The organism is Kitasatospora sp. NPDC048722 (assembly GCF_040650235.1).
Classification (GTDB): domain Bacteria; phylum Actinomycetota; class Actinomycetes; order Streptomycetales; family Streptomycetaceae; genus Kitasatospora.
Genome location: NZ_JBEZGX010000004.1, coordinates 168,078 through 190,553, shown reverse-complemented (window position 1 = coordinate 190,553; position 22,476 = coordinate 168,078). Strand labels below are relative to the sequence as shown.

The 22,476-nt window shown below is 73.1% G+C and carries 23 protein-coding genes and 1 pseudogene; 14 read left to right on the top strand and 10 right to left on the bottom strand.

Features of this window, described 5'->3' with window-relative positions; genetic code table 11:
* Positions 1-29: 29 nt before the first annotated feature.
* The 3 genes from AB0C76_RS05550 to AB0C76_RS05540 form a co-directional block, all read right to left on the bottom strand.
* The gene (locus tag AB0C76_RS05550) at positions 30-602 is read right to left on the bottom strand and encodes a DJ-1/PfpI/YhbO family deglycase/protease (protein WP_359960103.1); all 573 of its coding nucleotides are present in this window, start codon (positions 600-602) and stop codon (positions 30-32) included.
* 178 nt (positions 603-780) lie between these two features.
* Positions 781-1,200: a hypothetical protein gene (locus AB0C76_RS05545; RefSeq protein WP_359960101.1), complete on the bottom strand. Its 420-nt coding sequence runs from the start codon at positions 1,198-1,200 to the stop codon at positions 781-783.
* 512 nt (positions 1,201-1,712) lie between these two features.
* Positions 1,713-2,927, bottom strand: a complete 1,215-nt coding sequence (locus AB0C76_RS05540; protein ID WP_359960098.1) for a PP2C family protein-serine/threonine phosphatase — start codon at positions 2,925-2,927, stop codon at positions 1,713-1,715.
* A 649-nt stretch (positions 2,928-3,576) separates the two neighbouring features.
* Between AB0C76_RS05540 and AB0C76_RS05535 the strand changes: the two are divergent.
* Positions 3,577-3,675: pseudogene (locus AB0C76_RS05535) on the top strand (LLM class F420-dependent oxidoreductase); the annotation flags it as partial.
* Between the two features lie 381 nt (positions 3,676-4,056).
* Here AB0C76_RS05535 and AB0C76_RS05530 read toward each other — a convergent pair.
* The 4 genes from AB0C76_RS05530 to AB0C76_RS05515 all read right to left on the bottom strand — a co-directional run bounded on the left by AB0C76_RS05530 (position 4,057) and on the right by AB0C76_RS05515 (position 7,449).
* Positions 4,057-4,515 carry a hypothetical protein gene (locus AB0C76_RS05530; RefSeq protein ID WP_359960095.1) on the bottom strand — a complete coding sequence of 153 codons (459 nt, stop codon included), beginning with the start codon at positions 4,513-4,515 and terminating at the stop codon, positions 4,057-4,059.
* Positions 4,516-4,682: 167 nt separating this feature from the next.
* Positions 4,683-5,387: an HAD family hydrolase gene (locus tag AB0C76_RS05525; protein ID WP_359960092.1), complete on the bottom strand. Its 705-nt coding sequence runs from the start codon at positions 5,385-5,387 to the stop codon at positions 4,683-4,685.
* A 19-nt stretch (positions 5,388-5,406) separates the two neighbouring features.
* A complete protein-coding gene (locus AB0C76_RS05520) occupies positions 5,407-5,778 on the bottom strand; it encodes an STAS domain-containing protein (protein ID WP_359960090.1) in 372 nt (123 codons plus the stop codon).
* A gap of 729 nt (positions 5,779-6,507) precedes the next feature.
* Entirely contained in the window at positions 6,508-7,449 is a 942-nt protein-coding gene (locus tag AB0C76_RS05515) for a SigB/SigF/SigG family RNA polymerase sigma factor (RefSeq protein WP_359960088.1), read from the bottom strand.
* Positions 7,450-8,003: 554 nt separating this feature from the next.
* Here AB0C76_RS05515 and AB0C76_RS05510 point away from each other — a divergent pair.
* From AB0C76_RS05510 to AB0C76_RS05465, 10 genes are all read left to right on the top strand, one after another.
* Positions 8,004-8,177 carry a CsbD family protein gene (locus AB0C76_RS05510; protein ID WP_359960085.1) on the top strand — a complete coding sequence of 58 codons (174 nt, stop codon included), beginning with the start codon at positions 8,004-8,006 and terminating at the stop codon, positions 8,175-8,177.
* A gap of 83 nt (positions 8,178-8,260) precedes the next feature.
* Positions 8,261-8,443, top strand: coding sequence for a hypothetical protein (locus tag AB0C76_RS05505; RefSeq protein WP_359960083.1), 183 nt, complete (start codon positions 8,261-8,263; stop codon positions 8,441-8,443).
* 537 nt (positions 8,444-8,980) lie between these two features.
* Positions 8,981-9,826 (top strand): dimethylargininase, encoded by an 846-nt coding sequence (gene ddaH, locus AB0C76_RS05500; protein ID WP_359960080.1) that lies wholly within the window; start codon positions 8,981-8,983, stop codon positions 9,824-9,826.
* Positions 9,823-10,863 carry an iron-containing redox enzyme family protein gene (locus AB0C76_RS05495; protein WP_359960078.1) on the top strand — a complete coding sequence of 347 codons (1,041 nt, stop codon included), beginning with the start codon at positions 9,823-9,825 and terminating at the stop codon, positions 10,861-10,863. Before ddaH ends, AB0C76_RS05495 begins: the two co-directional genes overlap by 4 nt.
* Positions 10,864-10,929: 66 nt before the next feature.
* Positions 10,930-11,556 carry a HemK2/MTQ2 family protein methyltransferase gene (locus AB0C76_RS05490; RefSeq protein ID WP_359960075.1) on the top strand — a complete coding sequence of 209 codons (627 nt, stop codon included), beginning with the start codon at positions 10,930-10,932 and terminating at the stop codon, positions 11,554-11,556.
* Entirely contained in the window at positions 11,543-11,761 is a 219-nt protein-coding gene (locus AB0C76_RS05485; protein ID WP_359960072.1) for a CDGSH iron-sulfur domain-containing protein, read from the top strand. The genes AB0C76_RS05490 and AB0C76_RS05485 overlap by 14 nt, the downstream gene beginning before the upstream one ends.
* 399 nt (positions 11,762-12,160) lie before the next feature.
* Positions 12,161-12,697: a hypothetical protein gene (locus tag AB0C76_RS05480; protein WP_359960069.1), complete on the top strand. Its 537-nt coding sequence runs from the start codon at positions 12,161-12,163 to the stop codon at positions 12,695-12,697.
* 364 nt (positions 12,698-13,061) lie between these two features.
* Positions 13,062-13,622 carry a hemerythrin domain-containing protein gene (locus AB0C76_RS05475; RefSeq protein ID WP_359960067.1) on the top strand — a complete coding sequence of 187 codons (561 nt, stop codon included), beginning with the start codon at positions 13,062-13,064 and terminating at the stop codon, positions 13,620-13,622.
* A 207-nt stretch (positions 13,623-13,829) separates the two neighbouring features.
* Entirely contained in the window at positions 13,830-14,339 is a 510-nt protein-coding gene (locus AB0C76_RS05470) for a hypothetical protein (RefSeq protein ID WP_359960065.1), read from the top strand.
* Positions 14,340-14,555: 216 nt separating this feature from the next.
* On the top strand, positions 14,556-15,455 hold the full coding sequence (locus tag AB0C76_RS05465) for an SDR family oxidoreductase (RefSeq protein ID WP_359960062.1): 900 nt from the start codon (positions 14,556-14,558) through the stop codon (positions 15,453-15,455).
* Positions 15,456-15,572: 117 nt separating this feature from the next.
* Here AB0C76_RS05465 and AB0C76_RS05460 read toward each other — a convergent pair whose 3' ends face one another.
* From AB0C76_RS05460 to AB0C76_RS05450, 3 genes are all read right to left on the bottom strand, one after another.
* Entirely contained in the window at positions 15,573-16,115 is a 543-nt protein-coding gene (locus AB0C76_RS05460; protein ID WP_359960060.1) for a DUF6328 family protein, read from the bottom strand.
* 176 nt (positions 16,116-16,291) lie between these two features.
* Complete coding sequence (locus AB0C76_RS05455) at positions 16,292-16,636, bottom strand: hypothetical protein (RefSeq protein ID WP_359960057.1); 345 nt, start codon at positions 16,634-16,636, stop codon at positions 16,292-16,294.
* Between the two features lie 164 nt (positions 16,637-16,800).
* The gene (locus tag AB0C76_RS05450) at positions 16,801-17,769 is read right to left on the bottom strand and encodes a TIGR03557 family F420-dependent LLM class oxidoreductase (protein ID WP_359960054.1); all 969 of its coding nucleotides are present in this window, start codon (positions 17,767-17,769) and stop codon (positions 16,801-16,803) included.
* A 194-nt stretch (positions 17,770-17,963) separates the two neighbouring features.
* On the opposite strand from AB0C76_RS05450, the gene AB0C76_RS05445 reads away from it, so the two are divergent.
* From AB0C76_RS05445 to AB0C76_RS05435, 3 genes are read left to right on the top strand one after another with little or no spacing between them, the layout of a single operon-like run.
* Positions 17,964-18,980 carry a LacI family DNA-binding transcriptional regulator gene (locus AB0C76_RS05445; RefSeq protein WP_359960051.1) on the top strand — a complete coding sequence of 339 codons (1,017 nt, stop codon included), beginning with the start codon at positions 17,964-17,966 and terminating at the stop codon, positions 18,978-18,980.
* Entirely contained in the window at positions 18,977-20,497 is a 1,521-nt protein-coding gene (locus AB0C76_RS05440; RefSeq protein ID WP_359960048.1) for a sugar ABC transporter ATP-binding protein, read from the top strand. The genes AB0C76_RS05445 and AB0C76_RS05440 overlap by 4 nt, the downstream gene beginning before the upstream one ends.
* Positions 20,487-22,433: a substrate-binding domain-containing protein gene (locus tag AB0C76_RS05435; protein WP_359960045.1), complete on the top strand. Its 1,947-nt coding sequence runs from the start codon at positions 20,487-20,489 to the stop codon at positions 22,431-22,433. Before AB0C76_RS05440 ends, AB0C76_RS05435 begins: the two co-directional genes overlap by 11 nt.
* Positions 22,434-22,476 lie beyond the last annotated feature (43 nt).

Genomic DNA, 22,476 nt, shown 5'->3' with positions numbered 1-22,476 from the left:
GGCCGGGGCCCGGCCACCGGTGCGGCCGTTCAGTTCGGGGCTGCCGCCGAGGCCCGCAGCCGCAGCGCGGCGTCGATCCCCCGAAGGAACTGGCCGAGATCCTCCGGCTTGCGAGAGGTCACGAGGCGCCAGCCGTTCGCATCGTCCGTGACGAGCGCGGCATCCGTCCAGGAAGCGCCGGCGTTGGCGAGATCGGTGCGCAGTGACGGGAAGGAGGTGAGCTCCTTGCCGTACGCCACGCCGGCCTCGGCGAGCAGCCACGGGCCGTGGCAGATGGCGGCGACGGGGCGGCCGGAGGTGGTGAAGGCGAGGACGAGGTCGACGGCCTCCTGGCGCATCCGCAGGCTGTCGGCGTTGAGCGTGCCGCCCGGGATGAGCAGCAGGTCGTATCCGGTCGCGTCCACCTCGCCGAGGATGTGGGTCGGGCTCACCGTCTCGCCGGGTTCCTTGTCCCGGACGAGGGTGCGGATGGCGTCCCGGGTGGGCGCAGCGATGTCGACGTGCACGCCGTCGTCGCGCAGGTGCCGAACGGGAACGAGGAGTTCGTCCTGCTCGACGCCGTAATTGGTCACGATCGCGAGGACCTTGGTGTGGTGGTTCACGGCTTCCTCCTCCGGACGGGAATCGCGTGCGGGCCGGGCCGTCGTCGGCCGTGCCGTCGACGAACGCCTGGGTGCCGTCGTCGGCCCGTCGCGCCGGTCGCGGTGCGCACGATCTCACGGCGAATCCGTCGCGGCCAGGCGGTGGTGCCCGGCCCTCTTCATGGTCGGTCCCTCGCTGTCAGCCGTCACCCGGATCGCCGTACCGCGCCCGCCACTCGCGCGCCCTGGCGTTGTGCCATTCGACGCCCTGCTCCGCCTGTTCCTCGGAGAGGCCGCTGAGCGCCGCGACCGTGCGGAGGGGAACGGGTTCGTCGTACTCGGCGAGCGCCCGGCAGACCTTGCCGGCCCACTGCTCCTCCAGGACGAACGGGCGGCGGCGGTACTGCTCGATCAGGTCGGCCAGGTGGTCGACGGTGCAGGCGGTCAGGGCCCGCTTGCCGTCCAGGTCGGGGTCGCGGACGTGCAGCGCGGACGAGTCCGGCACGAGCGCGCAGAGCAGGTCGTCGGCGGGGACGGCCTGGCCGCAGAGGTCGCACAGGTCGAGCGTTTCGGGGGTACCGTCGGACCGGTCGTCCGCCGGGGGGCCGATGTCCTCCATGCCGACCGCCTACCCGCTGGGTCCGGCCCCAACCGCCCGCGCAGGGGCCCTCCGCCCGGCCGCGTTCCTCGACGGAGTCCTCGAAACGCCGAAGGTCCGCCTCGACCCGGTGCACTCGTCGGGCAGCCGGTCGACGGTCTCGGTGTCGAACTCCCGGGTGACGCCGCCGGTGCTGACGCGCCCGTGGTCGTCACGGTCGTCCAGCTGGGTCACCGAGTCCGCCCAACAGCGTCCATTGGTTGCAGGCGGTGCGCAGCGACACGTCGACGTCGACCGTCCGTCCCAGCGCGTGGCCCCGCCGACGGACGAAGCCGGTCAGGCGACGCCGGGCCGGTGCTGCGAGCGCTGCCTGGGAACCGTCCGCGAGGCGATGGCGGCCGTCGACCACCGACCTCCCGCCATGGCAGCGGCCCGGCCCGCCGAGGGATCACACCGGCGGCGAGGCGCAGGTGTGCGCGGAAGCACGGCCCCGCGGCACTCACGGCACGCCGGCCACACCAAGCCGGGAACGCTCACTCGCCCCGGCCGTCGGGGTGCCACTCGGCGAGGACGATCGTGGCGTCGTCGCGCAGGCGGTGGTCCTGGTGGGCGAGCAGGGCGTGGATCAGGCGGCGCAGGGCCTCCGGGGCGGGTTCGCCGCTCGCCATGTGCCGGACCAGGGTGTCGGTCAGGCGCTCCTCGCCGAAGGTCTCGCCCGTCGCCGAGCGGGCGTCGGTCACGCCGTCGGTGTAGACCAGGACCCGGTCGCCGGGCTGGAGCCGGATGTGGTGGACGGGCTGCGGGCCGCGGTCGTGGAAGCCGAGTCCCAGGGGCAGTTCGGCCCGCCGTTGCATGGCACCGGCGACGACGTGCCGGCCGCGGATGAGCAACGGTGTCGGGTGGCCGCAGTTGATCCAGGCGAGTTCGCCGGTGGCCGCGTCGAGGTCGGCCACGACGGCGGTCAGCAGCCGGTCGGGGATCCAGCGGCCCAGCGTGCGGTCGATGGCCTGGGCGATCGCCGCCAGATCGCCGCCGGCCCTGCGGGTACTGCGGCAGGCCGCCAGCGCGACCGAGCTGGCCCCGCCGGAGGCGAGGTCGTGGCCCATCGCGTCGAAGACGGACAGGTGCAGGCGCCCGCCCGCCACGGAGTGGTCGAAGGCGTCCCCGCCGACGTCGTAGGCCGGTTCGAGGACGGCGCTGGAGGTGACGTCGCGGGTACCGATGGTGCGCGGCGGCAGGAACGCCCACAGGAGTTCCGCCTGCAAGCTCATCGGCCGGTCGCGCGTCGTTCGGACGAGTACGTCGCTGAACGCGCTCTTGGAGACCACCAGCAGGGCGGCGAGGGCCGCCAGGGCCTCCCAGCAGCCGACCGTGCCCGGCTCGGGCATCCCGACCACGCGCAGGACGCCGATCCGCTCGACCCCGTCGACCAGCGGGAACCAGCCGACCGGGGGCGGTCCGGCGGAGACCTGGGTGCGTTGCAGCCGGTAGGCCCGCCCGGCGAGCGTGGCTTCGACGTCCTCGACGTCCTCGCCGTCCTCGCCGTCCTGGCCGTCCTGGCCGTCCTGGCCGGGCAGGGGCACCAGGTGCCGCTGCTGGACGTCGACCAGGTAGACCCGGGCCGCGGCCGCACCCAGGTCCCGGGCGGCGGCGTCGACGAGACCGGGCAGGTCCTGCGGCCGGCTGGCGCGCGAGCGCATCAGGAGCCGGGCCAGCGTCCCACCCAGCACCGTTTCGTCGCAGGTCACCGCTGGCACCTCCTGTCGGCCCCGGCGCGTCGGCCACCGACGGGGTGGGGCGCCGGCGGAGCGTCCGTCGGTGGGCGGGGTCCGCGGTCCCGCAACGGCTGCGGGCAGCCGGGGCCGAAGCGCGGCGCGTCCATCTCGCCGGTGCGTCCACCCTACTCGCGGCGGTGGGACGCACCCGGTCGGTCAGTCGCGCGATTCCTCCCCGGCCTCCTCTGCCTCCTCTGCCTCCTGGGGCTCCTCGGGCTCGGCCTTCTGCTCCGCGAGGGGCCTCCCCGTCCGGACCGTCCTGACGGGGTCGGCAGGGCGCTCCTGATGCCCGGCGCCCTCATGGTGCAGCGGTACACCTCCGGCACCGCCCTGGGGCGTGTCGTCCATCGGGCCGCCTCTTCGGGCCGCGTACCCGGCCCGGTATCGGGCGCCGTGGCCGACGCCCGCCGAGCGGCGGCCGGGGCGGTGGTGCGCCGGCCGCCGGGCAGCGCGCGGTAACCGCGTGGCCGCCACGGGGTCCGCGGCCATCTTCCCCTCCCCGGCTCGGTCCTCGCAGTCCTCGCCGAGGACGGCGTAGGTCTCCGCATCGCCCCGCTCCCCGCTCTCGTCGTCCGGTGCAGCCGACGGACGGGAGCACGCCGACCGGCTGCGCGGCCACGTCGACGCCGGGTTCGACGAGGTGTACGTCGGCCAGATCGGCCAGGAGCAGGAAGGGTTCTTCGACTTCTACCGCGAACAGGTCCTGCCCCGGCTGGAATGACCGGCGGAATGCGGAATGCGGAATGCCACACGATCGTCAACGCCCCTCGGGAGGCGAGCCGTTGAGCATGTGCGACGACACCGCCACCGCCCTGAACGACCGCCGGCGCCCTGAACGACCGGCGGGACTACCCCCGGTCCTCCGACGACCAACGCGGTGCGCTCCTCGGCGGCGCGGGGGCGTCGTCTCGCCCTGCACGTCCCCGCCTACCCGCCGGAGTCGCGGCGAGGACTCGCGGCATCGTCCGACCCTCGGAACCGGCGGCGGGAAGCACCACGACCTCCGCCGGTCCCAGCGCCCAGCGCCGCCGCTCAGATCTCGTCCTCCGTGCGGATCGCGTCCCTCAGGCCCCGGTCCCTTTCACAGGCCCCGTCCGTCCCTTCAATGGCCGAACAGGTGCCGGATCCGGCCGCCCCTCGGCGGCGCGGTCGGCATCCCGGTGTCCCGGTCGCCCTGCTCCGCGACCCGTTCCTCCGGCCGGGTCGACACCTCACCGGCCACCGGTGCGTCCTCGACCGCCGACCGGTCGTCGGCCACGGGCGCGACGCGTTCCACCCGGCGTGCCGGCCGGGTCGGACGGGCCTCGCGGTAGACCACGTCGCCCGCTGCGGGTGGGACCGGCCGCCGGGTCCGCCGGGCGAGCCCGATCAGCGCCAGTCCCAGGCAGAAGATCAGGCCGAGCGCCACCCCGGCCAGGAAGACACCCAAGCTGTTGAGTGTCACCAGGTCGTTGCCCAGGATCGTCGCCTGGTACTCGGGCCCGCCGGCGATGTTGTCCGCGATCAGCAGCCCGATGAAGGCACCGGACACCGACATCAGCAGAAGTCCTAGCAGCAACATGACAATCCCTTTCCGTGCCGGGTCGGTCTGCGTCGGGTCGCGCCTACCCGGGCCGCCGCGTCCCTAACGTTCCGCTACGGAGGCCGGTCCCCGTCGCCGTGCATGACCGGCTGCGCCGCGTTGCGCGCGCGAGCGACACGCTCCGGCGGGCAACCGTCCGCACGTGGTCACGCCGCGCGGGGCCCGGTGGCTCCCGGCCGTTCGGCCGGCACCCGGGCGAGGAGGCTGCCGTCCAGCTCGGCGAGCAGTTCGGCGGTGTCACGGTGGACCTCGGCGGCGCCGCAGCCGAGGAGCTCCTGTGCGGCGAAGCCGCCGCTCTCGACGGCGATGCACGGCACCTTGGCACGGCCCGCTGCGACGACGTCCCACACCGTGTCGCCGACGAACACCGCGTCCGCGGGGTCGCCTCCCACGCGGTCCAGCGCCGCGTGGACGAGGTCCGGCGCGGGCTTGGTCGCGGCCACGTCGTCGGCGGAGGTGGCCGCCGTGATCACGTCGTCGGCGTCCAGAGCGCGGCGCAGCACGGCGAGTTCGCGTTCGGAGGCCGAGCTGGCCAGGACGATCCGCCAGCCTCGGGCGGCGCAGGCGCGCAGGAGTTCGCGGGCGCCGGGCAGCGGGGTGACGACGGGCCAGTGACTGGCGTAGAGGGCGTCGTGGGCGGCGGTGATCGCCTCGTCGTCTCCATGGTCGCGGTGCTCCCCGAGGAGGTGGTCGAGCAGTTGGTCCCCGCCCATGCCGACGGCGCGGTGGACGCGGGCGGCGGGGACCGTCCGGTCGTACTGGCGCAGGGCCTCCCACCAGCTCAGTGCGTGCAGGTAGGTGGTGTCGAGCAGGGTGCCGTCGACGTCGAAGAGTGCCACTGCGGTCCTCATGGTCGTACCTTCCTTCCGGTCAGCCGGGCACGGTCCCCCGGATGCGGAAGGCGTCGGTGGCGCCGGCGAGATCGAGCATCCGCAGGAGCAGCGGCCCCGGGCGGGCCAGTTCGATCCGGCTGTCGTCAGCCGCCGCCTCGGCCTGGGCGCGGAGGAGTGCGTTCAGTCCGGTGGAGTCGCAGAACTCCAGCCCGGCGCAGTCGATCACGATCACGCTGCCCGGCGCGGCGAGCGCCGCGTCCAGGGTTGTGTACAGGTCGGCAACGGTGTCGAGGTCGAGCTCGCCGTGCAGCGCGAGCACGGTGCCCTCGGCCCAGGGTTCGGCCTGCACGCTGAAGCCCCAGACCTGTTCGACGGTGCCGGTCCGGCTTCTCCTCGGATGGTGGGTCATGGCGTCGGCCCCTTTCGCTCGGACCGTACGTGGTCCGGTACTCCGCGGCCCGCGCGGAGGGCGAGGCGAAGTCCGCGGCCAGGGGTGAGGAACAGCGCCGCGAACGCCGTCGAGTGTTGGAGGATCATGCAACCCTCTTCCCACACCTCCTGCGCCGGCCTCCGCACGGCCTCCTTCCGGTTCCTGCGCCTGCCCGGGCGCGTGCCCCGTGCGCACCCGGTCAAACGGCTGGCTTTCCAGCGCCGGCCCGGCCACGCACGGCGCATCGAACCGCACACGCAGTGGCCCCGACCCCGCGCGGACGGCGCGGCACCGCCCGCTACGTGCGGTACCCGTCTGCCCACTTCGACGGGGACCACGCGATCGACCCGTGGACGGACCCGGCCCGGGCCGACCGGTGTTTCTCCCACCCCACTCGACTCGGCGCTGGTCGTCCTCGACGACCGGCGGATCACCCACTGCCCGCCGCGTCGTCCGCCAGCAGGCACCTCCTGCGGACCCTCTGCCGGCACGCGATGCGGCCTCGGCTGCGGACGCGGCGGTGTTCGCACGCAACGCGGTGAGCGACGGCCGCAGATCGTCCTCCCCTCCGCAGCGCGCTCACGTGCGGCCCGTCTCCAGGCCGAGGTCTGCGTTCCCGTACCGGCCCCCCGGATGGCCCGAACTCCTCAAGGGCGGCGGCGGGCCGATGCACTGCGCGCTCGAACTGCGGCCGGCCTGACCGGCGGATCAGTGCGCCGGGACGCCCGGGCGACCGTCCGGCGGCTCGTCCGACCAGCCGGGGGCGTCCAGGTCGTCCAACTGCTCGCGCAGTCGGCACAGCGTGGCGCTCAGCAGCCGGGAGACGTGCATCTGGGAGACGCCGATGCGCTCGGCGATCTGGGACTGGGTCCAGCCGTCCCAGAATCGGAGCTTGAGCACGGCCTGCTCACGCTTCGGGAGGTGGGCGAGCAACGGGCGCACGGCGATGCGGAAGTCGGCGAGATCGATGCCGGGGTCGCAGGAGCCGAGGCGGTCCAGCATCGAGCTGCCGCTCTCGTCGGTGTCCTGGTCGCGCAGCGCGTCCAGGGAGTTGGGCCGGTAGACGCGGCCGGCGACGAGTCCCTCGGTGGCCTCCTCGACGGTGAGGTCGAGGTTCTCGGCGATCTCCTCGGGGCGCGGGAGGCGGCCGAGTTCCTGTTCCAGGCGATCGGATCCCCGCGCGACGCTCAGGTACAGCTCCTGCATGCTGCGGGGCACGCGGACCGGCCACGAGGTGTCACGGAAGAACCGCTTGATCTCGCCGGCGATGGTCGGGATGGCGTAGGTGAGGAACTCGACGCCGCGGTGCGGGTCGTAGCCGTCGACCGCCTTGATCAGGCCGATCGTGCCGACCTGGAGGATGTCGTCCATGTCCTCCGCGCGGTGGCGGAACCGGGCCGCGATGAAGCGCACCAGCGGCATGTTGAGCTCGATGATCGTGCCGCGGACGTAGCTGTACGCGTGCGTCTCGCGGGCGAGCCCGGCCAGGCGCTCGAACAGCGCGTCGCTCAGCTCGCGGGCCTCGGACTTCCCCATCGCCCGCAGTTCCGCCTCGGTGTAGTGGGGCGGCAGGTCGGACGGCGACGGGCCGGACGGGGCCGCGGCGGTCGTCCGGTCGGCATGCTGCGTTGTCTCAACGGGGATGGACACTTGCATCTCCTGGGCATCGGGTGAACGCCCCGCGCCGCGGACGAGAACTCGCTCGCGTGCCACGGGATCCCTCCCCCAGGACCTGTGCCCGGCTACTTCAAGCGGAGGTCCCGGTGGCACCCGGTGGGTGCCGACGCGACCGACACCGGGGTGCGGCCGCACAACCGTCTTCCTACCCGACGTACGACAACTAATTCATGTTTTGACCGATTTGTTGCTGTTTCTCCGGATGCACGCGAGCGAGCCACGACTCCGCACCGAGCGGAGCGACGGCCACTCCGCGAGGATCCGGTCGCAAGCGCGAGAGCCGGCAGGAGCACACCGAGGAGACGTCCTCGACCGCGGGGAGAGCGGGGAACCGGGCGAAGGAGATCGGCGCCCGGACGGTCGCCAGGGCCACGATGACGGCCCCGACACCCTCGCATCCGTACCACCGTACCGACCCCCTCGCCCCAAACCCGCCCACATCCGGGCGACGGCGCATGGAACCGCGCTTCCCGGGCAGGCGCCGCGCAGGGGCGGGCCCCGCCCCACCGGCGAAAGGAGCACACGCCATGGGTACCTCCGACAAGATGCGCAACGTGGCCGAGAAGGCCCGCGGCAAGGTCAAGGAGACCGCCGGACGGTCCACGGGTGACCGCTCGATGGAGGCCAAGGGCAGGGCCGAGCAGGCGAAGGGCGACCTGAAGCAGGCCGCCGAGAAGATCAAGGACGCGGGCAAGCACTGAACCGGGGCCGGCGGCCGCGGCGGCTGTTCCAGGCCTGATGTCCCCCGCCAGGCCTTTGGGGGATCTGCGAGGAGGTGAGCAGGATGAGCGACCGGAAGGAGCACGCACCGGTGGACCCGACGCTCCCGGTCGAGACACCGGAGGCGCGGTTGACCGGCGAGGGCGGACCACCGCCCGAGCACGAGGAGGAGAAGGGGCCGCAGGACGGTCCGGAGTACCAAGTCACCGAGCCCGCCCACGAGTCCGCTCCGCCCGATCGGGGCTGACGGGCTGACCGATCAGCACAGGACCCGTTCCCCCACCGCGGCGGATCGGTAGTCGGGCAGGGCGATCCCCCGCGCGGCGGCGCCCTGCCCGACCGGACCACGGTGACAAACCCCGCGGACGACACCAGGGGGGTGCGGAGTGCTCCGCATTTCGCATTCGTGCTCCGGTGAGGCCTGTTGCTGCTTCTGAACACCCTGCTCCTCACGAGAACGGCGGCGACGGCCCGGACGGGCGGACGGACGCCACGACGGCGCGGGCGCGGCCGGCCGGGGGCGTTCATGTGTGCGCGGCCGCACCTCCGAGGTCGGCGTTGACGGCGAGCAGGAGGCTCACCCGCGCGGTCGGCCGATTGTCCGCCCTCGCCGCGTCTAGGGGCCCGCGCGCCGGGTAGCCGCGGGTGTGACCGTGACGAGAGCGGAGGTGAGCGTGGAGATCCCGGGTCCTGCGCCAGTGTGCCGGACCGACGCCGTGACCAGACCCTGTCGCCGGACTGCCCGGCGGCCCCGGCCTCACCCCGGACAGCCCAGGAGGAGCCGATGACCACCACCACCGCAGTCCCGTGCCGTGACGCGGTTCGCCGGAGCTACCTGTTGTGCCCACCGACCTACTTCGCGGTCGAGTACGCGATCAACCCCTGGATGGACCCCAGCGGCCCGGTGGACACCGGCGCGGCTCTGCGGCAGTGGCAGACGCTCCGCGACACGCTGCGCGAGCTGGGGCACCAGGTCGAGACGCTTCCGCCCCGGCCACGCCTGCCCGACATGGTGTTCGCCGCCAACGGGGCCTCGGTGGTGGACGGCCGGGTCCTGGTCGCCAGGTTCCGTCACCCCGAACGGGCGCCGGAGGCGGCGGCCCACCGGACCTGGTTCCGCCGGGCGGGATACCGGCCGATGGCCGCTCAGCTGCCGAACGAAGGCCAGGGCGACTTCCTGCCGGTCGGCGGCCGGGTCCTGGCCGGCTCGGGGCCGCGCACCAGCGCGGCCGCCCACCGCGAGGCGGAAGCGGCGTTGGGCCGACGGGTCGTCAGCCTGCGGCTGACCGACCCGCGCTACTACCACCTGGACACGGCGCTGGCCGTACTGAGCGAGGACCAGGTCATGTACTACCCGGCGGCCTTCACCCCCGAGAGCAACCGCACCCTGCACGCGCTCTTCCCCCGGGCGATCCTGGCCACCGACCAGGATGCCGCCGTGCTCGGGCTGAACGCGATCAGCGACGGCCGCCACGTCCTGCTGACCGAGGCCGCCCACGGTCTCGCGGCACGGCTGCACGCGGAGGGGTTCGTCCCCATCGGCGTGCGGCTGCCCGAGCTGCTGAAGGCCGGGGGCGGCCCGAAGTGCTGCGCCCTGGAACTGCACCAGGCACCCCGGGAGCGGCCGTGACCCTGCCCAGCCGCACCACCGCCACCCGCCCGGCGCCGGCCTTGCCGCGCCCACGCGGACCGGTCAGCGCCGCGCTCCTCCACGCTCTGTGCGCCGCCCCCGACCCGGCCGCCCGGATCGCGCGGCCACCGCTCGGCGACCCCTGGGGCGAGGACCTGCAACTGGCCCTCTACACCTGCTACGAACTGCACTACCAGGGCTTCGCCGAGGTCGACCCCGAATGGGAGTGGCATCCCTCACTGCTGACCGTGCGGTCCGCGCTGGAGCACGCGTTCCTCGCCGCCGTGCGGCAGGAAGCCGGCGACCCGCCGCCGTTGGCCCGGGCCCTGGCCGGCCTGCTGGCCGACGACGCGGGCGGCACCGGCCCGTCCCACCACCTGCTCGACCACGGGGAGCGCTGGCAGGTGTGCGAGTACCTGGCGCACCGCTCGCTCTACCACCTGAAGGAGGCGGACCCGCAGATGTGGGTGGTGCCGCGTCTGCCGAACCCGGCCAAGGCCGCGCTGGTCACGGTGCAGTACGACGAGTACGGCGCCGGCCGCCCCGACCGGGCCCACGCGCAACTGTTCGCCGAGATGATGGCGGACTTCGGTCTGGACCCGGGCTACGGACGCTATCTCGACGCCGTCCCCGCTCCGGCCCTGGCGGTGGTCAACCTGATGTCGCTGTTCGGCCTGCACCGCTCGCTGCGCGGCGCGCTGGTCGGCCAGTTCGCGGCGGTGGAGATCACCTCGCCGCCCGGCGCGGCCCGCCTCGCCGCAGCGCTGGAGCGCCTGGGTGCTTCTTCCGCGGGCACCTTGTTCTACCGCGAACACGTACTGGCCGACGCCGTCCACGAGCAGCTCGTACGCCGTACGGTCATCGTGCCGCTGGTCGAGGGCGAGCCGTCGCTCGGCCCGGACATCGCCTTCGGCATGGCCGCCACCACCACCGTGGAGGAGCGGTTCGGCGCCCATGTGCTCGGCTGCTGGCGTCACGGCCGAAGCTCCCTTCGCGGGCCCGTGACAGGAATTCCCGCCCCGGGGGCGAATTCCTGAGTCCCATGGATCAAAGCGGCCGAAGTGGGCACCCGCCACACCATGCTTCTTCTCCGACCTCCTGGTGTGTATCCCACCCAGGGCGACACCTCCCTCCTCATCGAGGCACTGCGCCGTGAGCAACCGGACCCCGGATCCAGGCTGCTCGACCTCGGCACCGGCAGCGGCGCCGTCGCGCTGGCCGCGGCAGAACTCGGCGCGGAGGTGACCGGTGTGGATCTGTCCCGGCTCGCCCTGGCCACCGCCTGGGCGAACGCCCGGCTGCACCGCCTGCACCTCACGCTCCGACACGGCGACCTGACCTCTCCGGTCGCCCGCCACAGCTTCGAGTTCATCGTCTCCAACCCGCCCTACGTGCCCTCGGCCCTCGACCGGCCACCACGGCACGGCGTCGCGCGGGCCTGGGACGCCGGACCGACCGGGCGACTGCTGCTCGACCGGATCTGCCGGCAGGCGCCTCGGCTGCTGACCACCGGTGGTGTCCTCCTGATCGTGCAGTCCTCCCTGGCGGACCCGGCCTCCACCGTCGTCGCCCTGCACCGGGCCGGGCTGCGGGCCGGCGTGGTGGCGACCGCGACCCAGCCGTTCGGGCCGGTCATGTCGGAACGGGCCGGCTGGTTCGAAGAACGCGGGCTCATCGCCCCCGGCGAGCGGACGGAGACGTTGGTGGTGGTGCGCGGTGTCCGACCGTGACGAACGGCCCGTCCCCCGGCTGCGGCTCACCGGCAGCGGTCCGGTGCTGGTCGACGGCCCGGTGGAGATCGTGCTCCCCGACGGCCGGAGCATCCGGGCCGACCGCCCGGTGATCGCGCTGTGCACCTGCCGCCGCAGTCGCCGCTACCCGTTCTGCGACACCAGTCACCGCAACCGCGACGAGAACCGACAGGCGACCACCTGAGCGCGCCCACCCCCCAGAGCGGCCCGGCCCGGGTGCGGGGCCCCATACCGGCGGACGAAGACAGATGCCCTGCGACCGTTCGGGGCCGGCATCGGCGTCACCCGCCAGGGGTGATGCACCGGCCGCCGTCCGGTCCTGACAGCGATGCGAAAGCGGCGTCCCGCCGTCCCGGCCGCCGCCCTCCGGACACCACCACCGCGCTGCTGCCCCGGGGATCCTCGGCTCCCACGAGGAGCGGACCGGGTGGCTGCGCCGGACGCGGCCGCCCTGCAGCGAGCGGCTGCCCGCAGTGCGCGGCAGGATGAAGTGGCCGGACCGTTCCGCTGCCGCCACCGGCCCGGAGCCGCCGCCGTCACCAGTTCGGCGGCGACGTGACCGGTCTCATCGGGAGGAGCCGAAGTGTCACCCCAGCACCTGACCGAGCCCCTGCACGTCTATCTGAACGATCACCTGACCGGCGCCTTCGGAGGCGCTGCACTTGCCGATCGCATGGCCCGTACTCACCCCGGCGGCCCCCGCGCGGATGACCTGCGGCGGCTGGCCCGCGACATCGAGCACGACCGTGACGCTCTGGTGAGGATCATGAACCGGCTCGGCGTGCCCGTGCAGCGCTACCGGACCTGGCTCGGCCTCGCCGGTGAGCGCCTCAGCCGCCTCAAGCCCAACGGGACCGTCGTGCACCGCTCTCCGCTCAGCGATCTGATCGAGCTGGAGATGCTGCGCACCGGCGTCGAGGGCAAGGCCGCGCTGTGGCGGGCGCTGCGGGCCATCGCCGACACCGATGAGCGCCTGGACCGGGTGGAGCTGGACCGCCTGGCCGAGCGGGCCGCCGAGCAGGCCCGCACCCTGAACGGCTGGCATCACGCGGTCAGCGCCGCGGTGCTTGCGCACCGGCCCGGACCGGGGCCGGGCACCGGTCCGGGCAGCGTGTTGTGAGCGGCCCGGACCGGTGGGGCGAGCCGGGCCGAGGACGGGTGGTGCGCGAGCTCCGCACGGCACTTCGGGCGGGCCGGGAGCACGGTGGCGGCGGATTCCCTGACCGCTGACCTGCTGGCCCTGGTCCTTTCCGACACTCCCGGCCCGAGCGAGGTGTTCGTCGGCTCGGTCACGGCACACCGACGCTGCCAAGCACCGCGATCCGGGTGTCGAGCGTGCGCCGCCGGAGCGACACGGCGCCATGAACGCCGCTCCGATCGGGTGAGGTGCCTTCGCCGTGCTCCCGCCGCCGGCTTGTTCGGGGGATCACTTCCCGACGGGCGGGACGGCCCCGGCCCGAAGCGACCCAGTGAAAGGACGTGTCATGGGACACGGCGGAAACGCGATCGACGAACTGATGACCGACCACCGGGAGGTGGAAGGGATGTTCGCCCGGATCCAGGCCATGACCGGCGGCGGACAGCAACTGCGCGACGCGGTCGACGAGGTCACCATCGAGCTGGTGCGCCACTCCGTCGCCGAGGAGCAGTACCTCTACCCGGCGGTGCGCGAGCACATCCAGGGCGGCGACCGCCTCGCGGACAAGGAGATCGCCGACCACGGCAGGGTCGAGGAGCTCCTCAAGCGGCTGGAGCAGATGGACACCGGCGACGCGCAGATGAACACGGTGCTGCAGCAGCTCATGAACGAGGTCGCCGACCACGTCCAGGACGAGGAGAACAACCTCTTCCCGATGCTGCGCCGAGCCTGTACCCCGGAGCAGTTGAACGACCTCGGTGACAAGATCCGCCGGGCCAAGTCCATGGCGCCGACCCGCCCGCACCCCGCCGCACCCGACACCCCGACGGCCAGCAAGCTGCTCGCCCCCGGTGTCGGCCTGGTCGACCGGGCCCGCGACTTCGCCACCGGCCGCGGAAAGTCCTGAACCCCGGCTCACAGCCCTGGGGCCGGACCGCGCACGGCCGGGTCCGGCCCCGGCACCCGATCAGCGGCGTGACGCGGGTCATGCCGGTCGGGCGGGCCGGCCGCCTACACTGGTCGGCCACGAGCGGGGCAGCGCGGCTCCGCACCCGACGGCTCGCACCACCGAACACCGGACACCGGCGAGCACCTTCCCGAGGGACCGATCGCCGTGCCCGACCTGACCCCCGTCATAGCCGCCTGCACCCGCTGGCTCCTGAACGCCTACCCGCCCCCCGCCGGTGCCTTCAGCCGCGCCCTCGCCGAGACGCAGGCCCGGCAGGCCGTCTCCCTCGCCGCCGCCCTGCGCTACCCCACCACCATGGACGTCCAGCTCCTGGGCCTGCTCGGCCCCGGCGGAGCCGACCGCCTCGACTGGCTCACCGGCAGTGACGCCCGGCCCGACGACACCGCCTGGCGGACCTGGGTCGACGAGACCGTCGTCAGCTGGGCCGCCTGCCTGCTCGCCGACCCCACCCTCGCCGCGCACGCCCACCACGCACTCGCCGGGACCGAGCACCACACCGGGGTCGGCGCCCTGCGACGCCTCACCGACCCCGGCACCCACGACGCCGAGGCCGCCGCCCTGCTGCGCCATCCCGACCTCCTCGAATCCGTCGCCGCCCTGCACCGGAGCCAGCTCGTGGAGCGGCTGAACGTGGAGGGCGCGGAACTGGCCTGATACCGCCGGCCGGGCGGGAACCAGAGGCAGGGGAAACGCCACCGGGGCGCGGATCCGCTCGCGCGCGGGCCCGCGCCGGCCGCCGACCGGGTGAGCCGACCACCCCCGCCCGCGGTGCACACGACGGCGGAAGGCCTGGACGGGCAGACTCGGCACGCGTGGTCGGCACCATCGTGCGCCGCCAGCGCCACGCCGCTACTGACGAGGAGGACCGCGGTGGTGAAGAGCGACCAGGACGCCCCTCGGAACCCGGCCCAGCAGTACCCGCGCCCGCCGCTGCCCGAACAGAGCCAGCCGCATCCCGGCAGCGGGGAGCGGATGCGGCCCCAGCCGGACCACGGCGAGACCTCCTACCTGGGCTCGGGCCTCCTGACGGGCAAGGTCGCGCTGATCACCGGCGCGGACTCCGGGATCGGACGGGCCGTCGCCCTCGCGTTCGCCCGTGAAGGCGCGGACGTCGCGTTCTGCCACCTTCCCGAGGAACAGGCCGACGCCGGGATCACCAGCGGCCTGGTCGAGCAGGCCGGCCGGCGTGCCCTGGCCGTGCCGGGCGACCTGCGGGACGAGGACTTCTGCGCCGGCCTGCCCGGGCGGTGCATCACCCGGCTCGGCGGCCTGGACATTCTCGTCAACAACGCCGCCTACCAGATGTCCCAGCCCGACGGGCTCACCGCGATCAGCACCGACCAGTTCGACCGGGTGATGCGCACCAACCTGTACGGGATGTTCTGGCTGACCAAGGCCGCCCTGCCGCATCTGAACCCGGGCGCGTCGGTGATCAACAGCGCCTCGGTCCAGGCGTACCAGCCCAGCCCCCACCTGCTGGACTACGCGATGACGAAGGCCGCGGTCGTCGCGTTCACCCACGGCCTCGCCCAACAGCTCGCGCCCGACGGAATCAGGGTCAACGCGGTGGCCCCCGGGCCCGTGTGGACACCGCTGATCCCCGCGACCATGGACGAGGAGAAGGTCGCCCACTTCGGCGAGCAGTCACCGATCGGCCGCCCGGCCCAGCCCGCCGAGATGGCCCCCGCCTACGTGTTCCTCGCCTCCCCCGCAGCGTCCTACATCACCGGCGAGATCCTCAACGCCACCGGTGGCACCCCGCTGCCGTAGCGGCCGCCCGGCTGCCCCGGACGCGCGGCGCGGCGATGCCGCTTCGCCCGGGCGAGCCCCGGCCGACGCCGGGAAGTCAGCCGGCCGAAGCGGTGCGCGGGCCAGACCGCCGGGCCGTCATCGCAGGGGCCCGCCTCCGCCGCCGGTGTCGCCGTGCTCGCGCGCGGCCGCCTGGCGGGCGGCGGTGCGGCGCAGCACCACGCGGGGCAGGACGAGCCATGTGGCGGTGAACCAGAGCAGGCAGGCGGTGCTGAGGCCCCATGCGGCGGCCGGGTTGCCGGTGGCGGTGCGCAGCAGGAGCAGCAGGGCGGCGGCGATGGTCAGGGCCAGGGTGGTGAGTCCGGTGGCGATGAGGCGGCTGGCGACGTGGATGAGTTCGGGTTTCATGCCGTGGCCGGTGAGGAAGCGGTGGAAGGCCACGGGTGCGATCAGTGCGCCGGTGGCGACGGCGCCGAGGATGACCGTGGCGACGTAGAGGTTCTTGTCGAAGTCGGGCAGGGCGACGAAGCGCGGGGTGAAGGCCACGCCGATGAGGAATCCGAAGAGGATCTGCGCGCCGGTCTGGCACACGCGGACTTCCTGGAGCATCTCGTTCCAGAGGCGGTCGGCCCGTTCCTCGGGCGTCTCGTTCCGGCCCGGTGCTCCGTCGTTCTCCGTCAACGAATCCTCCCCGCGTTCCAGGCGGTTCTCGCAGCGGCCCACCCAGGACCCGGCGTGGAGAGTGCCGCCGACACGTCGCGGTGGAACGGCAGTCCGTCCACCGGAGCGAGCCGTTCAGGCCGAGCCCGGGCCGTCACCTCGGGTGACGCGGTGGGGGCGCTGGTCGTCGTGACCGGTCAGGGACGGTCCTCGTGGTGGCCGCACAGCCAGGCCAGCGCCTGGTAGGTGCCCAGGGCGTACCCGGCGTCCGTACGTTCCTCCAGCGCGTCGCGCAGGCGCACCGCGGCGGCCTGGCATTCGGCCAGCAGCTGCGCCCGGCACGGCCCGGTGGTCCCGAGCGCGGCAGCGGCGGTGACCGGTGCCGCGATCTGGGCGCCGGCGGCCCACCGGTAGGCCGCCAGGACCCCGTGGTCGAATCCGGTCCAGGGCTGCGGGCGCCGGTTGGCGGTCTCGATCGCGTCGAAGACCTCGTCCAGCACACGGACCCCCACCGCCGGGATCGTCGTCTCGTCACTGGTCATGCCCGCAACCTACGACGACTCGCCGCCACCCGCCGCTCGGCCGGGCAGCCGGACAGCTCGTCGGCAGGGGCCCGCCCGGCCGGTGCCGGGCAATCGGGTGAACCACCCCGTCCGGTGGCGACCGCCACCGGACGCCGGGCCGGGCCGGGCCGGGCCGGCCGGGTTCAGAACGCCGCGCGTAGCGCCGGCAGCACGGTGTCCTGGGCCCAGTCGAGGAAGGCCGGCTGGCTGTCGCCGCCGACCTGGACGAGGGCGATCTCGCCGAATCCCGCGTCGACGAACGGCCGCACCGCCTCGACGAAGTCCTCGACCCGGTCGCCGCAGGGGATGGCCCGGGCGACGTCGTCGGGGCGGACGAAGCGGCTCGCTGCGGCGAAGCCGCCCGTCCCGGGCAGGTCGGCGTTGACCTTCCAGCCGCCGCCGAACCAGCGGAACTGCTCGTGGGCCCGTCGTACGGCGGCGGCCCGGTCGGGGTCCCAGCAGACCGGCAGCTGGCCCACCGCAGGTTTACCGGCGCCACCGTGCTCCGCGAAACGGGCGATCAGTTCCGGGTCCGGCTCGACGGCGACCACGAGGTCGGCCAGCCGGCCCGCCAGTTCGCAGGAGTCCCGCCCGGACACCGCGACCCCGATCGGCGGCGGCCGGTCGGGCAGGTCCCACAGCCGGGCACCGTCGACGTCGAAGTACCGGCCGTGCCGGGTCACGTACCCGCCGTCGAACAGCGCACGGATGATCTGCACCGCCTCGTCGAGCATCGCCTGGCGCACCGCCACCGCGGGCCAGCCCCGGCCGACGACGTGCTCGTTGAGGTTCTCGCCGCTGCCCAGGCCGAGCCGGAAGCGGCCCTGGGACAGCAACTGCAGCGTCGCGGCCTTCTGCGCCACCACCACAGGGTGGTAGCGGAACGTCGGACAGGTCACGTAGGTCATCAACGGGATCCGGGAGGTCGCCTGCGCGGCGGCGGCGAGCACCGCCCACGCGTAGGGCGCATGGCCCTGCTCGTCGAGCCAGGGGAAGTAGTGGTCCGAGATCACCGAGAAGTCGAAGCCCGCCCGCTCGGCACGCACGACGTCCGCGACCAGGTCACTCGGGCCGCGCTGCTCGGTCATCATCGTGTATCCGATTCTCACCATGCCCCCGCGCCTGCCCCGTTTTCCGCGTCCCTCACACCGAGCGGCTCCCGCACGCCGACGGCGAAGACATCGGTGCGGCGTTCATCACGATCAGGTTTCAGCCACCGGCTCAAGGCTTGCCCTGCGGGCATGTAATCGATTCCAATCATGGGAACGCGTTGATGTAATCGATTCCACGAGGAGGTGGGACGGCTGTGACGAGCATCAAGGACGTCGCCGCCGAGGCAGGCGTGTCCGTCGCCACTGTCTCGCGTGTCCTGAATGAGCACCCTTCGGTGAGCGAGGACGCGCGGGCGCGGGTCCTCGCCGCCGTTGCGTCGCTCGGGTACCGGCCCAACGCCGTGGCGCGGTCGCTGCGTACCGATCAGACCCACACCCTGGGCCTCGTGATCAGCGACGTGCTGAATCCGTACTTCACCGAGCTCGCACGCTCCGTGGAGGAAGAGGCGCGGGCGCTGGGGTACAGCGTGATCATCGGGAACGCCGACGAGCGGCCGGAACTGCAGGACCACCACGTACGGACGCTTCTGGACCGCCGCATCGACGGGCTGCTGGTCTCGCCCACCGACGGCGGGTCCCCGCTCATGCTGGACGCCGCCCGGGCCGGGACACCGATGGTGTTCGTGGACCGGTGGATCCCCGGCGTCGACGTGCCGGTGGTGCGGGCGGACGGGCGGGGTGCCGTACGGGATCTCGTCGTGCACCTGTATCGGCTGGGGCACCGGCGGCTGGCGATCATCGCCGGGCCGGCGGCCACCACGACCGGGCAGGAGCGTGTCGAGGCGTTCCGCGAGGCGCTGGAGGAGTGCGGCCTCGACCTGCCGGACCAGTACATCGGCCAGGGTGACTTCCAGGCCGCCAGCGGTCGGCGGGCGACCGAGCGGTTCCTCGACCTCGCCGAGCCCCCGCAGGTCGTGTTCGCGGCGGACAACCTGATGGCGCTGGGTGCCCTGGACGCCGTACGCGCCCGTGGTCTGCGGGTGCCGGACGACATCGCGCTCGCCGCCTTCGACGACATCCGCTGGTTCGTGCACACGGACCCGCCGATCACCGCGATCGCCCAGCCCACGGGCGAGCTGGGCCGGGCCGCCGTGCGCGCGCTCGTGGACCGCATCGAGGGGCGGGCGCCGCGATCCGTGACGCTCCCCGCCCGTCTCGTCGTTCGCCGCTCGTGCGGCGAGAACCCCGCAACGAACAGGAGCCAGTCGTGAGCAACGCGGACGAGTTGCTGCGCATCGAGGCCGTACGGAAGGCCTTCCCCGGGGTGGTCGCGCTGGACCGCGTCGACTTCGACCTGCGGCGGGGCGAGGTCCATGTGCTGCTCGGTGAGAACGGCGCGGGGAAGAGCACCCTGATCAAGATGCTCTCCGGTGCCCACACACCCGACGAGGGCCGCATCCTGGTCGGTGGCGAGGAGGTCCGCATCCACGGTGCGCAGGACTCCGAGCGACTCGGGATCGCCACCATCTACCAGGAGTTCAACCTCGTCCCCGATCTGACGGTCGCCGAGAACATCTTCCTGGGGCGCCAGCCGCGCCGGTTCGGGATGATCGACCGGAAGAAGATGGAGGCGGGCGCCTCGGAACTCCTGGAGCGCGTCGGGGTCAGCGTGTCGCCCCGCGCGCGGGTGCGCGAACTCGGCATCGCGCGCCTGCAGATGGTCGAGATCGCGAAGGCGCTGAGCCTGGACGCGCGGGTTCTGATCATGGACGAGCCGACGGCCGTGCTGACCTCCGAGGAGGTCGAGAAGCTGTTCGTGATCGTGCGCAAGCTGCGCGAGGACGGCGTCGGGATCGTCTTCATCACGCACCACCTGGAGGAGATCGCCGCCCTCGGGGACCGGGTCACGGTCATCCGGGACGGCAAGTCGGTCGGACAGGTGCCCGCCTCCACGCCGGAGGAGGAGCTCGTACGGCTGATGGTGGGCCGGTCCATCGAGCAGCAGTACCCGCGCGAGCGGGCTGTCACGGGCACCGCGCTGCTGTCCGTGGAGGGACTGTCCCGGGACGGGGTCTTCCACGACGTCAGCTTCGAGGTGCGGGCCGGCGAGGTCGTCGGCGTCGCGGGGCTGGTCGGGGCGGGTCGTACCGAGGTGGTCCGGGCCGTCTTCGGGGCCGACCCGTACGACCGCGGTGCGGTCCGCGTCTGCGGGGCTCCACTGAAGGGGCACGACATCGGCGCCGCCATGACCGCGGGAATCGGGCTGGTGCCCGAGGACCGCAAGGGTCAGGGGCTCGTGCTCGACCAGTCGGTCGAGGAGAACCTCGGACTCGTCACCCTCAAGTCCGCCACCAGGGCCGGAATCGTCGACCTCAGGGGTCAGCACCACGCCGCCGCGCGGATCGCCGGGCAGCTCGGCGTACGGATGGCCGGGCTCGGTCAGCGGGTGCGCACGCTGTCCGGCGGCAACCAGCAGAAGGTCGTCATCGGCAAGTGGCTCCTGGCCGACACCAAGGTACTGATCCTCGACGAGCCCACCCGCGGCATCGACGTCGGCGCCAAGGTCGAGATCTACCAGCTCATCAACGAACTGACGGCGGCCGGGGCCGCCGTACTCATGATCTCCAGCGATCTGCCCGAGGTGCTCGGGATGAGCGACCGGGTGCTGGTGATGGCCCAGGGCCGGATCGCGGGCGAGTTGTCCGCCGACGAGGCCACGCAGGACGCGGTCATGTCGCTGGCCGTGAGCAATCCCACTACCGAACTGGAGGCCCCCCGTGGCCGCTGAAACGCTCACGAGCGGTACGGGCGCCGGTGGCGCCGCGGCGTTGCGCCGTCTGCTGCTCGACAACGGCGCGCTGACCGCGCTGATCTTCCTCATCGTCGCCATGTCGGCGCTGTCGGGCGACTTCCTCACCACCGACAACCTGCTCAACGTCGGCGTCCAGGCGGCCGTGACCGCCGTCCTCGCCTTCGGCGTCACCTTCGTGATCGTCTCGGCGGGCATCGATCTGTCGGTCGGCTCGGTGGCCGCGCTGTCGGCGACCGTGCTGGCGTGGAGCGCCACGGCGCACGGCGTGCCGGTGGTCGTCGCGGTGCTGCTGGCGCTGGCGACGGGTGTGGCCGCCGGCCTGGTGAACGGCTTCCTGATCTCGTACGGCAAGCTGCCGCCGTTCATCGCGACGCTCGCGATGCTGTCGGTGGGGCGTGGTCTGGCACTGGTGATCTCGGACGGATCGCCGATCGCGTTCCCGGGCTCGATCTCCCACCTGGGTGACACGCTCGGCGGGTGGCTGCCGGTGCCGGTGCTCGTCATGGCGGCCATGGGACTCATCGCGGCGTTCGTCCTCGGCCGTACGTACATCGGCCGCTCGATGTACGCCATCGGCGGCAACGAGGAAGCGGCCCGGCTCTCGGGTCTGCGGGTGCCCCGGCAGAAGCTCGCGATCTACGCGCTGTCCGGTGTGTTCGCCGCGGTCGCCGGTGTCGTCCTGGCCTCCCGGCTCTCCTCCGCGCAGCCGCAGGCCGCCACCGGGTACGAGCTGGACGCCATCGCCTCCGTCGTCATCGGCGGTGCCTCCCTCGCCGGGGGTACGGGCAAGGCGTCGGGGACGCTGATCGGCGCGCTCATCCTCGCGGTGCTGCGCAACGGGCTGAACCTGCTGAACGTCTCCGCGTTCTGGCAGCAGGTCGTCATCGGTGTCGTCATCGCGCTGGCGGTGCTGCTCGACACGGTGCGGCGCAAGGCCGGGGCCGCTCCCACGGTGGTCGGGTCGCCCGGCGGCGGAAGGGGCAAGCAGGTCGCCACGTACGGGCTCGCGGCCGTCGTAGCGGTGGCGATCGTGGGTGCGACGTCGTTCCTGCACAACGACGCGAAGTCCGGCACCCAGAAGATCGGCCTCTCGCTCTCCACGCTCAACAACCCGTTCTTCGTGCAGATCCGGTCGGGTGCGCAGGCCGAGGCGAAGCGGCTGGGGGTGGACCTGACGGTCACCGACGCGCAGAACGACGCCTCGCAGCAGGCCAACCAGCTGCAGAACTTCACCAGTTCGAAGCTCGGGGCGATCGTCGTCAATCCGGTGGACTCCGACGCGGCGAGCAACCCCGTGGCAGCCGCGGGCAGGGCGAGGATCCCGGTCATCGCCGTCGACCGCGGAGTCAACAACGCCGACGTGAACGCGCTGGTCGCCTCCGACAACGTCGCCGGCGGTGAGCAGGCGGCGAAGACCGTCGCCGAGAAGCTCGGTGGCAGCGGGAAGATCGTGATCCTCCAGGGGCTTGCCGGTACCTCCGCCGCGCGCGAGCGGGCCGAGGGCTTCGCCAAGGGACTCGAGGCGTACCCGGGGATCGAGGTCGTCGCCCAGCAGCCGGCCGACTTCGACCGGACCAAGGGGCTCGACGTCATGTCGAACCTGCTCCAGGCGCACCCGGACGTCCAGGGTGTCATCGCCGCGAACGACGAGATGGCGCTCGGCGCGGTGAAGGCGCTCGGGTCCAGGGCCGGCGAATCCGTGCAGGTCGTCGGCTTCGACGGAACGCCTGACGGACTGAAGGCGGTCGAGCAGGGGACGCTGTACGCGTCCGTGGCCCAGCAACCGTCGCAGCTCGGGAAGATCGCCGTGGACAACGCGGTCAAGGCGATCAAGGGAGAGAAGGTCGAGGAGACCGTCAAGGTGCCGGTGAAGGTGGTCACGAAGGAGACCGTGGCCGGGTTCAGCGGCTGAGACGGAAGAAGAGGGGTGGCCGGGGTGCCCGCGGAAGCGGGGC